This is a genomic window from Sphingobium xenophagum (genome assembly GCF_002288285.1).
GTDB lineage: Bacteria > Pseudomonadota > Alphaproteobacteria > Sphingomonadales > Sphingomonadaceae > Sphingobium > Sphingobium xenophagum.
On the sequence record NZ_CP022745.1, the window covers coordinates 2,044,457 to 2,057,357 of the forward strand.

11 protein-coding genes are annotated in these 12,901 nt (G+C 65.4%); 10 read left to right on the forward strand and 1 reads right to left on the reverse strand.

Annotation, left to right across the window (positions count from 1 at the left end; all coding sequences use genetic code 11):
* The first annotated feature begins 151 nt into the window (after positions 1-151).
* From CJD35_RS10100 to CJD35_RS10130, 7 genes are all read left to right on the forward strand, one after another.
* Entirely contained in the window at positions 152-682 is a 531-nt protein-coding gene (locus tag CJD35_RS10100) for a hypothetical protein (RefSeq protein WP_017182203.1), read from the forward strand.
* A gap of 163 nt (positions 683-845) precedes the next feature.
* The gene (locus tag CJD35_RS10105) at positions 846-1,562 is read left to right on the forward strand and encodes a response regulator (protein WP_086485419.1); all 717 of its coding nucleotides are present in this window, start codon (positions 846-848) and stop codon (positions 1,560-1,562) included.
* A gap of 144 nt (positions 1,563-1,706) precedes the next feature.
* Positions 1,707-2,405 carry a carbonic anhydrase gene (locus tag CJD35_RS10110; protein WP_017182201.1) on the forward strand — a complete coding sequence of 233 codons (699 nt, stop codon included), beginning with the start codon at positions 1,707-1,709 and terminating at the stop codon, positions 2,403-2,405.
* Between the two features lie 3 nt (positions 2,406-2,408).
* On the forward strand, positions 2,409-3,905 hold the full coding sequence (locus CJD35_RS10115; protein ID WP_095687018.1) for a SulP family inorganic anion transporter: 1,497 nt from the start codon (positions 2,409-2,411) through the stop codon (positions 3,903-3,905).
* A gap of 265 nt (positions 3,906-4,170) precedes the next feature.
* Positions 4,171-5,016, forward strand: coding sequence for a TorF family putative porin (locus tag CJD35_RS10120; RefSeq protein WP_017182199.1), 846 nt, complete (start codon positions 4,171-4,173; stop codon positions 5,014-5,016).
* A gap of 188 nt (positions 5,017-5,204) precedes the next feature.
* On the forward strand, positions 5,205-5,915 hold the full coding sequence (locus CJD35_RS10125) for a response regulator (protein WP_006961535.1): 711 nt from the start codon (positions 5,205-5,207) through the stop codon (positions 5,913-5,915).
* Positions 5,912-7,234, forward strand: a complete 1,323-nt coding sequence (locus CJD35_RS10130; protein WP_019051561.1) for an ATP-binding protein — start codon at positions 5,912-5,914, stop codon at positions 7,232-7,234. Before CJD35_RS10125 ends, CJD35_RS10130 begins: the two co-directional genes overlap by 4 nt.
* A 60-nt stretch (positions 7,235-7,294) precedes the next feature.
* Here the strand turns inward: CJD35_RS10130 and CJD35_RS10135 are convergent, their stop codons facing one another.
* Complete coding sequence (locus CJD35_RS10135; RefSeq protein WP_017182197.1) at positions 7,295-8,923, reverse strand: alkaline phosphatase family protein; 1,629 nt, start codon at positions 8,921-8,923, stop codon at positions 7,295-7,297.
* Positions 8,924-8,999: 76 nt separating this feature from the next.
* Between CJD35_RS10135 and CJD35_RS10140 the strand changes: the two genes are divergently transcribed.
* From CJD35_RS10140 to CJD35_RS10150, 3 genes are all read left to right on the forward strand, one after another.
* Positions 9,000-11,024 carry a protein-disulfide reductase DsbD family protein gene (locus CJD35_RS10140; RefSeq protein ID WP_017182196.1) on the forward strand — a complete coding sequence of 675 codons (2,025 nt, stop codon included), beginning with the start codon at positions 9,000-9,002 and terminating at the stop codon, positions 11,022-11,024.
* A complete protein-coding gene (locus CJD35_RS10145; protein ID WP_017182195.1) occupies positions 11,024-11,761 on the forward strand; it encodes a TlyA family RNA methyltransferase in 738 nt (245 codons plus the stop codon). The genes CJD35_RS10140 and CJD35_RS10145 overlap by 1 nt, the downstream gene beginning before the upstream one ends.
* Before the next feature lie 89 nt (positions 11,762-11,850).
* The gene (locus CJD35_RS10150) at positions 11,851-12,894 is read left to right on the forward strand and encodes an efflux RND transporter periplasmic adaptor subunit (protein WP_017182194.1); all 1,044 of its coding nucleotides are present in this window, start codon (positions 11,851-11,853) and stop codon (positions 12,892-12,894) included.
* The last annotated feature ends 7 nt before the right edge of the window (positions 12,895-12,901 follow it).

The following is a 12,901-nucleotide window of genomic DNA, read 5'->3' on the forward strand; positions in this document are numbered from 1 at the left end:
GGTTCGATTAGCAGATGGCGGGGATGGCGTCCTATCCCAATCAGGCCACGGCCCGCATGATTTTTCGACGAAGCGGTGGCAGGTGACTTCGCCCTGACATAGTTGGGGGCGAGAGGGGGATTGGAAATAGCAGGCGAAGGCGGTCCCCATCATGTTGGCCATAGATTTCGAGGCATCCTGCCTGCCGCGCCACGGACGGTCCTTTCCGATCGAGGTCGGACTGGCGGGAACGGATGGCGCGCGCAGCTGGATCATAAGGCCGCATCCCGACTGGGCGGGCTGGGGCTGGACGGCGGAGGCCGAGGCTTTGCACGGGCTGAGCCGGGCGCGGATCGAACGGGACGGGCTGCCTGCCCATGTCGTGCTGGATCAACTGGTCGAGGCGGTGGGTGGCCAGCGCGTGGTCGCCGACAGCCTGATCGACCCCTATTGGCTGGAGACGCTGGCGGCGGCGGCCGGTCGGGCGGCCCCCTTTGCGATCGATCATGTCGCAACGCTGCTCGACGAACGGCAGGTCGATGAGGCGCAGATCAGTGCGGCCGTGCGGATCGCCGACCAGCGCTGTCCGACGCGGCACCGGGCAGGCAGCGATGCCCTGTGGCTGGCATGCGTCATGGCGCAGCTCTGGCCCGACCTTGCCGCTGCTCCGCCGGTGCGGATGCCGCTGATGTCCTGCTACTGATCCAAATCTGCCGTCGGCCATTAGCAACAATTTGTTACCTCCGGCAAATTTCGGAGACATTCGCCTGCCCTAATTCGGGCGCGCCGGCTTCGCAGGGGCCGGATGCTTTCGCCTGAGCAGGAGTTGCGATGATGACGCACAATGCCGCGCCGAATGGTCCGCGATGCCGGTAACCGCGCCGTTGATCATGGTCGCCGAGACGCAGCCGGATCTGCGCCGGACGATCCGCGAGTTTCTGGAGGAAAGCGGCTTCCGCGTCCTGCCTGCCCAATCGTCCGACGATGTGTTTCAGGCGCTCGGTAAAGTGCCTGTGGGTGTCGTGGTGCTGGATTCGGCGTTGCGCGGGGCGGATGGGCTGGACCTGTGCCGCGACGTGCGCGAACGCAGCGACGTGCCTGTCATTCTGGTCGGCGCCAATAGCAGCGAAGTGGACCGGGTGGTCGGGCTGGAACTGGGGGCGGACGATTATATGGCCAAGCCCTATTCGGGGCGGGAACTGGCTGCGCGCGTGCGGGCCGTGCTGCGCCGCGGGAGGAGCGATCGGTCCCCAGGCCTCAATCGCCAGACCCAGGCGGTCTTCGACGGCTGGACAGTCGATTTCGGACGGCGGACCATCCTTGATCCAGCCGGCGCGCCGGTCGATCTGACGGCTGCGGAGTTTACATTGCTGGCTGTGTTGCTGGACCATCCCCAGACGGTAATCGCGCGGGCGCGGCTGATGGAACTGGCCGGCGTGCGCGACGCGCCATCCTCGGATCGCAGCGTCGACGTGCTGATCAGCCGCCTGCGCCGCAAATTGCGCCATGGCGACCAGCCCGCGCCGATCGTGACCGCCCGCGGCATCGGCTACATGTTCAGTGCCACCGTCGATCGTTGCTGAAATATGCTTTCGCCGCACTGCAACATCGATTCAACGTTCAGACATACTATTTAACAAAGCCGCTGCGACCTAGCAAAGCCGCTCTCCTATCTAACGTGACAGGCCGGTCCGTTCCGACTGGCAAAACAACGAAGGAGAGACTCCATGAACGAGCTCATCGGTCGCGTTTTCAACTTCGAAAAGCACACTTTTCCGAACGAAAGCGCGCTTTACAACCGACTCGCCAGTGACGGTCAGAGCCCCAAGGCGCTGATGATCTCCTGCGCCGATTCGCGAATCGTTCCCGAACATATCATGCAGGCGCAGCCGGGCGATCTGTTCGTATGCCGCAATGCAGGCAACATCGTCCCGCCGCACGCGACGCAGAATGGCGGGGTCACCTCCACGGTCGAATATGCCGTCATGGTTCTGGGCGTCCGCGACATCATCGTTTGCGGCCATAGCGATTGCGGCGCGATGAAGGCTTTGTCGACCGAGGCCGACCTGACCGCCATGCCCAATGTCGCTGCCTGGCTGCGGCACAGCCATGCCGCGCAGCAGGTCTGCAAGGCAAGCTATCCCGCCGATCTGAGCGACGCGGAAAAGCTGCGCAACATGGCGCTGGAAAATGTCGTCGCGCAACTCGCCCATCTGCGCACCCATCCATCGGTCGCATCGGGCATCGCCCGTGGCGAGATTGCATTGCATGGCTGGTATGTCGACATTCATGCCGGTCTGGTGATGGGCCTTGATGGCGAAACCGGCCGTTTCTCGCCGCTGCGCGAAGGCCAGCCGCTGCCCGTAGCGCTCCCCCACGCCCGTCGCCTCGCTGGCGAAGGCGAATATGCCCTGGCGGCGGAGTAAGCCATGTTGAAAGCCTTTTCCGGCGGCACATTCAGCCGCGATTTCGTAGCGTCGATCGTTGTCTTTCTGGTGGCGATGCCGCTGTGCATGGGCATTGCGGTTGCTTCCGGCGTGCCACCGGGAAAGGGTCTGATCACCGGGATCATCGGCGGCATCGTCGTTGGTCTGATGGCAGGTTCGCCCTTGCAGGTCAGTGGTCCGGCGGCGGGCCTGGCCGTCATCGTCTTTGAAATCGTCCGCGAACAGGGGCTTTCCGCCCTTGGTCCCATCCTGATCCTGGCAGGCGCGATCCAGGTGATTGCCGGACTGTTGCGGGTCGGCGGCTGGTTCCGCGCGATTTCGCCCGCGGTCGTACACGGGATGCTGGCTGGCATCGGCGTGCTGATCGTGGTCGGCCAGTTCCATGTGCTGTTCGACGACAAGCCCTTGTCGAGCGGCCTGCACAATCTGATCGCCATGCCGGGCCAGATTTTCGGCCTGACCAACGGCGATGCGGCGACGGCCTTCGCGGTCGGCCTCATCACCATCTTCGGCATGCTGGGTTGGGAGAAATTCCGCCCCGCCTCGCTCAAGCTGGTGCCCGGCGCACTGGTTGGTGTGGTTGCGGCCACGCTGGTCGCCTTCCTGCTCGCCCTGCCGGTTGCGCGGGTCGTCGTGCCGGAATCGATTGTCGGCGCCATCACGCTGCCCGAGGGCGGATTGCTGGCGCAATTGCTCAATCCGACCGTGATCACCACCGCCGTTGCGATCGCCTTCATCGCCAGCGCCGAAACCCTGCTGTCGGCTGCTGCCGTCGACCGGATGCATGATGGTGTGCGCACCAATTACAACCGGGAACTCAGCGCGCAGGGCGTCGGCAATCTGCTTTGCGGCTTTGCCGGGGCGTTGCCGATGACCGGCGTTATCGTGCGCAGTTCCGCCAACGTGCAGGCGGGGGCCAAGACCCGGATGTCCACCATACTGCACGGCATCTGGATTTTGGGCTTCGTGGCGCTGCTCCCTTGGTTGCTGCGTGAAATTCCGATGGCTGCGCTGGCAGGCATATTGGTTGTCACCGGCGTCCGTCTGGTCAGTGTCGATCATGTTCGCCATCTGCTGCACCGCTATGGGCCGTTGCCGGCCATCGTGTGGGCCGCGACGCTGATCTGCGTGGTCGCAACGGACCTGTTGACCGGCGTGCTGGTCGGCATTGGCCTGTCGATGCTGGAACTGATCCCGCATCTGAGCCGTCTGCGGCTGAAGATGGAGGAAGAAAGCCGTGGCGACACGCATGAAGTCGCGCTACGCGGTTCGGCCACCTTCCTCAACCTGCCCAAACTGTCGGCCAAGCTCGACTCGCTGCCTGCGGCCGGCCTCGTCATCCTGAATGTCGAGCGGCTGGGGCATATCGACCATACCTGCGCCGAAATGGTGCGGGAATGGGTCGATCGCCGCCGCGGTGCCGGTTCCCCCGTGGAGTTGTTCGGCGCAACCGGACGGATGCGCCAGCTCGTCGCCTGATCATCCCCCCCCTGATCAGGCGACCAAAATGCCGCCGTGTTCCTCCCGACACGGCGGCATTTTGCCGTTTCAGAGCGGCGAGGGTGACGGTCAAATCGTTACTTTTATGTCACAGCAATTTCCAACATCTCGCATATGCGAGAAAAACCTGTTTGCCTGCCGGGCATTTGAGAATTAGTCAGACGTCGACCACAGGCACTGGAAGCGGCAGCAACAGACTTTCGGGCCAGTGGACGCAGGACGGAACATTCTTTCGTAAAGGGGAATGTTCATGAAGTATAAGATCGCTACCGCCGCCCTCGCCCTTATGTCGAGCGTCCCGGTTTTCGCGCAGGAAGAACCTGCCGGTCCCGTCACCATATCGGGCAGCGTTGCCCTGGTTTCCGACTATCGCTTCCGTGGCGTGTCGCAGACGGACAAGGGCATGGCCGTTCAGGGCGGCATCACCGCCACGCATGAAAGCGGCGCCTATGTCGGCACCTGGGCATCGAACCTGGGCGGCTGGGGCCGTTTCGGTGGTTCCAATATGGAACTCGACCTGTTCGCCGGTTACGCCATTCCGCTGGGCAGCGCGACGCTCGACGTTGGTTTGACCTGGTACATGTATCCGTCGGGTGCCGACACGACCGATTTCGCCGAACCCTATGTCAAGCTGTCCAGCACCGTTGGTCCGGTCAAGGGTCTGGTTGGCGTTGCCTATGCGCCCAAGCAGGAAGCGCTGGGTAATGTGTGCAGCGACGCGGCTTGCACGATCTTCAATCCGGGCGACAAGGAAGACAACCTTTACGTCTGGGCTGACGTGAGCGGCGCCATCCCCAACACGCCTGTCTCGCTGAAGGCGCATTTGGGCTGGTCGAACGGCAACCCCGGCCTTGGCCCGAACGGCACGTCGATTGCCCCGACCGGCAAATATCTCGACTGGCTGGTCGGCGCGGACGTCGCCATTCCCGGCACGCCGCTGACGCTGGGCGTCGCCTATGTCGATACCGACATTGCGCGCGTCGAAGAAAACTACCTCCGCCCCAACTTCATGGTGTCGGGCGACAGCAAGGATGTCGGCAAGTCGATCGCACGTAGCCAGGTCGTCTTCTCGCTGACCGCAGCCTTCTGATCCAGATGCGCCGGGCCTGTCACGCAGGCCCGGCGCAACCTGTCCCGCCGCGCCAACCCGCCGATGTCGCGGGCATGACAAATTGTTGCTGTCGCGCTTGCAGTTCGTTTCCCAAGCGTCTCATGGTTGACCCCTGTTCCGGGCGACCTTATCCCTGCTGACATGACCAACGTCCTGTCGTTCCCATCATGACCGCCCCCACCATCATCCTGGTCGAGGACGACCCGCCACTGCGTACGCTGACCGCGCGGGCGTTGCAGGAGCATGGCTATCAGGTCCGTCCAGCCTCTTCGGGACCGGAAATGTGGGTGGCGTTCGATGCCGGGCCGGTCGATCTGGTCGTGCTGGACGTCATGTTGCCGGGCACCAACGGCATAGACCTGTGCCGCCAGATCCGGCGCAAGAGCGACGTTCCCATCATCTTCATCAGCGCCAAGGGCAGCGAGACCGATCGTATTGTCGGGCTGGAACTGGGCGCGGACGATTATCTGCCCAAGCCGTTCGGCACCCGCGAACTGATCGCCCGCATCCGCGCTATCCTGCGCCGTGTCGGGCTGGAGCGCGGGCCGGACGATCATCGCGAAAATGAAGCGCGCTTCGACGATTGGGTGGTCAATTTCCCCCGCCGCGAACTGCGGTCGCCCACGGGCGCGATCGTCGACCTGACGGGCGCGGAATTCGACCTGCTGGGCAGCTTCCTCAGCCATCCGCAGCGGGTGATCGCGCGCGAGCGGCTCATAGAATTGTCGCGCACCCGCATGGGCGACAGCAGCGACCGCAGCATTGACGTGCTTGTCAGCCGTTTGCGCCGCAAGCTGACCACAGAGGATCGGCCAGCGCCCATCACCACGGTGCGAGGCGTCGGCTATATGTTCAATGCTGAGGTCAGCCGCGCTTGAAACGGCATTTCAAAGGATCGCTGGGGCTGGTCGGCCGCATTTTCGCGATCCTTTTGCTGACGGTGACGCTGGAATTTGCCGTCGGCACGCTGATGTACGAGCGGGCCAGCCAGCTATCCCTGCAGGATGACGAGGCGCGGCGGCTGGCCGAGCATCTGGTGATCGCGCGCAAGCTGCTGACCGAACAGCCGGTCGAGGAGCGGCGCACGATGGGCGTCCAGCTGACCACGGACCGCTATGACGTGCATTGGTCGCCCGCTGCGCCTCCGCCGCCGCCCCTGTCGCCCGAACTGGAGCGGATGCGCCAGCAGATCATCGCCTGGGAACCCAGTCTGGAACGGTCCCGCCTTTGGCTGCGGCTGGCGTCGCCGGGCCGCCATTCGGAAATCAATGGCGGGCTGCAATTGCCCGATGGCAGCTGGCTCTATTTCGGTATGCACCATGGCGGGGGCAAATGGGCCTTCACCATCGGACGGATGGGGATGGCGCTCATTCCCGTGCTGGCGCTGTTGATTGCGGGTTGGGTTCTGATCCGCAAGACGCTGGACCCGCTGCGCGACCTGACCCGCGCGACCGAGCAGATCGGCCTGGGGCGCGAGGTGATCCTGCCAGAAGCGGGCACCAACGATGTGCGCAACCTGATCCGCGCGTTCAACGTGATGCAGACCCGCATCCACCGTCTGATCGATGAACGGACGGAGACGCTGGCGGCGGTTGGCCATGACATGCGTACGCCGCTGGCGCGGCTGCAATTGCGGCTGGAAACGGTGCCCGACGGGGAAACGCGCGAGGCGATGGATGGCGACCTGGAGGAAATGGGGCAGATGATCGAATCGCTGCTCGATTTTCTGGGCGGTGAGAAAGACCCTGAACCTGCAGTGCGGACGGACCTGGCGGTGACGGTCGCGACGATCGTCGATTCGTTTCAGGACCATGGCCATGATGTCGAATATGCCGGGCCGGATCATCTGGAACTGGCGGTGCGGGCGCTATCGCTCCGCCGGGCGGTGCGCAACCTCATCGAAAATGCGCTGCATTATGGCAAGCGCGCCCGCGTGAGCCTGGAGCGCAAGGGGAATGAGGTGCTGATCCGCGTCGATGATGATGGACCGGGCATCCCCCGCGACCAGCTCGACGCCGTACTCAAACCCTTTGCCCGGCTCGACACCGCGCGCCAGCGCAATACCAGCGGATTGGGGCTGGGGCTGGCGATCGTGCAGAAGGCGGTCGATGCCGAAGGCGGCAAGCTGACGCTCGCGAACCGGCCCGAAGGGGGCTTGCGCGCTGAAATCTGCCTGTTCCTGCCTTCGGGCAAATGAGAAACCGCGGCCGCGAGCAATATTCGCGGCGCGAACGGGAATAGCCCCGCCAAAGCCCCGTCATTGCGCGGGGCAACTGCTCCCTTCACCCGCCACCAGATCCAGGCAACGGCCATCAATCTCGCTCTTGGGAACGGGCAGGCCGATCAGAGCCGCCAGCGTCGGCATGATGTCGACCGTTTCCACGCCCAGCGGCTGCTCGAAATGGGTTAGCCCCTTGCGCCAGAACAGGATGGGCACGCGGCGATCATAGTCCCACGGGCTGCCATGGGTGGCGACATAGCCCTTGGTCGGATCGACGATCGGCGTGATCCGGGGCTTGAGCAGCAACAGGATGTCGCCCGACCGCGCCGGATCGAAACTGGCGCGCGCTTCCTGTAGCAGCGACCAGCTTTCCGGCGGGCCGGACGGGGAGGGGACGGCGGCGATCTGCGCCTTGGTATAGGCGGCCTCGACCTGCGGATGCGCGCGCAGCAGCTTGAGCGTCTCGGCCTCCACCTTCGCGCGCTGGGCGGCGGTCAGCCCCTTGTCGACATAAAGGTCGCCCGCCGGGCCGTCGCCCCAGATCAGCGTCTTGCCGGACAGGCCGGTCATGGCCCCGATCGTCGCGCTCAGCGCCTTGGGCGTCAACGCCGCGTCGACGCGGTTTTCCATCGGCATGGCATTTTCGCGGTGACGTTCGGGCAGGTCGTGGCCGCCATGGTCGGCAGTCAGCACCACCGCATAGTCGATGCCATCCTTGTCGAGCCGGTCGAAGAAAGCGCCCAGTTCGCGGTCCAGACGGTCGATCTGGATGCAGCTTTCGGTGCCTTCGGTGCCGTAGGTGTGGCCGACATAATCGGTCGCCGACAGGCCGATGGAGATGATGTCGGTCTGCGCCTGCTTGCCCAGCGCCATGCTTTCGATCGCACCGGCGGCCAGCACCAGCGTCATCGCATCCTGTTCGGGCGAGGCGCGGAAGGCTTTGAAATCACCGGCTACGCGCGCGAAGCGGCCGGTGCCAACGCTCTTGCCAGCGCCGATCGCGACCGGGAAATCCTTGGCCACGCATTGTTGCGGCAGATCGAATCCAGCATTGGGCTGGGCCAGTCGCGCGGCAAAGGCTTCGTTGATCTTCGCCACCAGTGGCGGGGTGCCGACGCCCTTGTAGCTGACGAAGCCTTGTGCCCCGCCGATCCACCATGTCTGGTCGGCGGTCGGTCCGCCCATCATGATCGCGGCGCGATCCTTCCCCGCGACCGATACGACGCGGGTGGCGGGGTTGGCGATCTTCATCCGGCCGCCCAATGTGGGGACTTTCAGGTGAACGGGGGAGGCGACATAATTGCCGCTGTTGCTGCCCGGCTGACTTTCATCCTCGGCGCAATAGACCGCCTTGTCCTCGCGCGCGGTCGACAGGTCGAACCATGTGTTTGCGATGATCCCGGTGCGCGACGGGCGGCTGCCGGTCAGGATGGTTGAATGGCCGGGGCAGGTTTCGGTCGCGGCATGGCTTTGATAGCCCTTGGGGAACACGACCCCTTGCGTCAGCCGCTTCAGGCCGCCGCTATAATATTGGCGATATTCGCTGAACAGGTCGGCGGAAAACTGGTCGACCGATATGGCGACGATCAGCTTGGGTGGCGTCGTCTGGGCCGTGGCCGGGATCGCGGTGGCGAGCAGCAGAGCTGTGGCGACTTTTCTCAACATCTACTCTACCTTCTCCAGCCTTGACGGCGAACGTCACCCGACCTAGCCCGCTGACACCCACGCGACCAGAGGCCCGATGCGGATTTTTCATGTCATATTGATGACGCTGGCTTTGCTGGCCGGGGTTTCAGGCGCGCAGGCGCAGGGCGCGTTCGGGGGCGGTGCGCCGCATATTTCTGCGCATCTGGTGGCCGAAAGCGCTACGCCCGCACCGGGCAAGACGACGAACATAGCCTTTGCCATGGTGCCGGAGGCGGGATGGCACGGTTATTGGGAAAATCCGGGCGACGCCGGCCTTGGCATGACGGTGAGCTGGACATTGCCCAAGGGCGTGAGCGTCGGTCGCCTGCGCTATCCAGTGCCTGAAACGCTGCTGATTTCGGGCCTGATGAACCATGTGTATGAAGGCCCCTATGGCATATTGGCGACCCTGACGGTTGCGCCCGATGTCGCGGCAGGCACGCGCCTGCCCGTGCGGGTGAAGGCGCAATGGCTGGCCTGCACCGACAAGGTGTGCGTGCCGGAAAGTGGCGAGATGGCGCTGGATCTGGTCGCGGGCGACGGGCAGGTGGCGGCAGCCGATCGGGCGCGGTTCGACGCCTGGCGCAGCCATCTGCCGCGGCCGCTGGGGTCCGAAGCGACCTATGCGATTGCCGATGGCAAGCTGCGCCTGTCCGTACCCTTTCCCGCCGATGCGCAGGCGGATCAGGTGCATCTGTTTCCCTTGGGCGAAGGGCTGGCGCGCTATGCCGCGCCGCAGAGCGTGACCCGCGATGGCGACCGGCTGCTGGTCGAAACCGATGCGGGCGAGGGCGGCAAGGGCGGCGCGGTGCAGGCGGTGCTGGCCACGGGCGACCATGTCGGCTTTCTGCTGACGGCCCGTCCCGGCCAGGTGGCGGCATCGGGCGGCGGCGTGACCGGCGCGATCCTGATCGCGCTGGGCGGGGCGCTGCTGGGCGGGTTGCTGCTCAACATCATGCCCTGCGTCTTCCCGATACTGGGCCTCAAGGCCATGAAACTGGCCAAGGCCGGGGGCGATGAACGGACCGTGCGGCGCGAAGCGATCGCCTATGCCGCCGGGGTGATCGCCACCTGCCTGGCGCTTGGCGCGGCGCTGCTGGCGTTGCGCGCGGCGGGGGCGGCTGTCGGCTGGGCGTTCCAGTTGCAGGACCCGCGCATCATCCTGACGCTGCTGTTGCTGGTCGGCGCGATCGCTTTCAACCTCGCGGGCCTGTTCGAATTGCAGGCGGTCGGCGGGGGCGAGGGGCTGGCGGGCAAGGGCGGCATGGCGGGTGCCTTCTGGACTGGGGCGCTGGTCGCCTTTGTCGCGACGCCCTGCACCGGGCCGTTCATGGGCGCGGCGATGGGCGCGGCGCTGGTGCTGCCGCTGGCCGCCGCGCTGGCGGTGTTTGCCGGGCTGGGGCTGGGGCTGGCGCTGCCCTTCCTGCTGCTGGCCTATATCCCCGCGTTGCGCACACGGTTGCCGCGACCGGGGCCGTGGATGGGGCGGTTCCAGAAGATATTGTCGATCCCGATGTTCCTGACCGCGCTGGGCCTGGCATGGCTGCTGGGGCAACAGCGCGGCGTGACGGGCATGACGATCGGGCTGGCCGCCATGCTGGCGCTGGTGCTGCTGCTCTGGTGGCTGGGCAGCCGACAGCGGGCCGGGCGGGGCGGCGGCTGGATCGTGGCGCTGGCGGCCCTTGCGGTGCTGGGCGGGGCGGCGGCGCTGCTGCCGTCGCGCGCGCCTGCCGCCGCTGCGCAGGAGGGGGCGGCGCTGCCGTTCGACGAAGCACGGCTGGCCAGCCTGCGCGCGGCGAACAAGCCGGTATTCCTCTATTTCACCGCCGACTGGTGCCTGACCTGCAAGGCCAATGAAGCCGCCGCGATCGACCGCGCCGAGACCCGCGCCGCCTTCGACAAGGGGGGCGTGACGGTGATGGTCGGCGACTGGACCAATGCCGATCCGGCGATCACCCGCTTTCTGGAAGGTCAGGGCCGGTCGGGCGTGCCGCTCTATCTGTGGTATGCGCCGGGCAAGGACGCGCAGACGCTGCCGCAATTGCTGACGCCCGCGACGCTGACGGCGCTGGTGGGCTGATGGCGAAGATTCGCGCCGACCAGCTGCTTGTCGACAATGGCCTGGCGGAAAGCCGCGCGCGCGCGCAGGCGCTGATCCTGGCTGGCCTCGTCTTTCTGGGCGACAGGAAGATCGACAAGGCCGGGCAGCAGATCGCGCCCGATGCCGAACTGGACGTACGGGGCCGGGACCATCCCTGGGTGTCGCGCGGCGGCATCAAGCTGGCCCATGCGCTGGCCGAATATGCCATCGATGTGACCGGCATGGTGGGGCTGGACGTGGGCAGCTCGACCGGCGGCTTTACCGACGTGCTGCTGACCAATGGTGCGGTTCGCGTCTATGCGGTGGACAGCGGCACCAACCAGCTGGCGTGGAAGTTGCGCAGCGATCCGCGCGTCATCGTCCATGAACAGACCAGCGCGCGCATCCTGACACAGGCCCATATTGCCGAGCCGATCGACATCATCGTGTGCGACGCCAGCTTCATCGCGCTTGCCAAGGTATTGGAACGGCCGCTGACCTTCGCCCGGCCCGGCGCGTCGCTGGTGGCGCTCATCAAGCCGCAGTTCGAGGCGGGACGTGAGGAGGTCGGCAAAGGCGGGGTGGTGCGCGATCCGGCGATCCATGATCGTGTCTGCCAGGATGTGCGCGCGTGGATAGAGGGGCAGGGCTGGACCACCATCGGCATCACGCCCAGCCCGATCACGGGACCGCAGGGCAATGTCGAATTTTTACTCTATGCCCGGCTTGGTGGATAAGCGTCCTGTATTCGTTATTTGCGACGTTGTTACATCTTGCGACAAAAGGCCATGTTGTGTCGCATCGAAAGGCCCGATAGCCCTCCACCATGCGCAAATCCCTGTTTCTTATCACCGCCCTATGCCTTGCCGGTTGCAGTGGCGACAAGACATCCAAGCCGCGCCAGGCTGCGCTGGTCGAGGCAGCGCCGATTGCGAAGGCGGATTTTGCCGATACGCTGGATGCCGTCGGCACGGCGCTGGCCAATGAACAGGTGATCCTGTCCGCGCCCGTGACCGAACGGGTCACCTCGATCAATTTCGCCGATGGCGGCTATGTCGCCAAAGGGCAGGTGATCGCGACCATGGCGATCGCGCAGGAACAGGCCGAACTGGCCGCGGCGCAGGCGCAGGCATTGCAGGCGGGACAGCAACTGCAACGGGTACAGGCGCTAAAGGCGCGCGGCTTTGCCACGGCCGCCTTGCTGGACCAGCAACTTGCGCTGGCGAACGCAGCCAAGGCCAGTGCCGATCAGAGTCGTGCCGCGATCAACGACCGGGTGATCCGCGCGCCCTTTGGCGGCTGGCTCAGCCTGCGCACCGTGTCGCCCGGCGCAATCGTGACGGCGGGCACGGCCATCGCCACGGTCAGCGACATTTCACGGATCAAGCTGGACTTCACCGTGCCCGAAACCCGCCTGTCGACCATTCGCGAAGGGCAGACGATCCGCGCCGTGTCCGCCGCCTGGCCCGACCGGCCATTCAACGGCACGATCGCGACCATCGACCCTGTGATCGACCCCGCCACGCGCGCGGTGCGTGTCCGCGCGATCCTGCCCAATCCTGACCATGCGCTGAAACCGGGCATGTTGCTGACCGTCAGCATCGTGTCGCGCCAGCGCCAGTCGCTCGCGCTGCCCGAACTGGCGGTGGTGGGCGATGGCGAGGATCGCTTCGTGTTCGTGGTGGAGGATCGCAAGGCCAAACGGGTCAAAGTCGATACCGGGCTGCGGCAGAACGGGCTGGTCGAGATATTGGGCGGGGTGAAGGCGGGCCAGCAGGTGGTGACCGATGGCGTCGTCAAGCTGAGCGATGGCGTGCCGGTGCGGCTGGCGGGGGACAAGCCCGCACCGTCTTCCAAATCGGCGGGGTAGGGCACCG

Coding starts and splice junctions, on each gene's coding strand:
- CJD35_RS10150 (WP_017182194.1), top strand. CDS start 11,851: ATGCGCAAATCCCTGTTTCTTATCACCGCCCTATGCCTTGCCGGTTGC.
- CJD35_RS10105 (WP_086485419.1), top strand. CDS start 846: ATGCCGGTAACCGCGCCGTTGATCATGGTCGCCGAGACGCAGCCGGAT.
- CJD35_RS10115 (WP_095687018.1), top strand. CDS start 2,409: ATGTTGAAAGCCTTTTCCGGCGGCACATTCAGCCGCGATTTCGTAGCG.
- CJD35_RS10100 (WP_017182203.1), top strand. CDS start 152: ATGTTGGCCATAGATTTCGAGGCATCCTGCCTGCCGCGCCACGGACGG.
- CJD35_RS10110 (WP_017182201.1), top strand. CDS start 1,707: ATGAACGAGCTCATCGGTCGCGTTTTCAACTTCGAAAAGCACACTTTT.
- CJD35_RS10145 (WP_017182195.1), top strand. CDS start 11,024: ATGGCGAAGATTCGCGCCGACCAGCTGCTTGTCGACAATGGCCTGGCG.
- CJD35_RS10140 (WP_017182196.1), top strand. CDS start 9,000: ATGCGGATTTTTCATGTCATATTGATGACGCTGGCTTTGCTGGCCGGG.
- CJD35_RS10120 (WP_017182199.1), top strand. CDS start 4,171: ATGTTCATGAAGTATAAGATCGCTACCGCCGCCCTCGCCCTTATGTCG.
- CJD35_RS10135 (WP_017182197.1), bottom strand. CDS start 8,923: ATGTTGAGAAAAGTCGCCACAGCTCTGCTGCTCGCCACCGCGATCCCG.
- CJD35_RS10125 (WP_006961535.1), top strand. CDS start 5,205: ATGACCGCCCCCACCATCATCCTGGTCGAGGACGACCCGCCACTGCGT.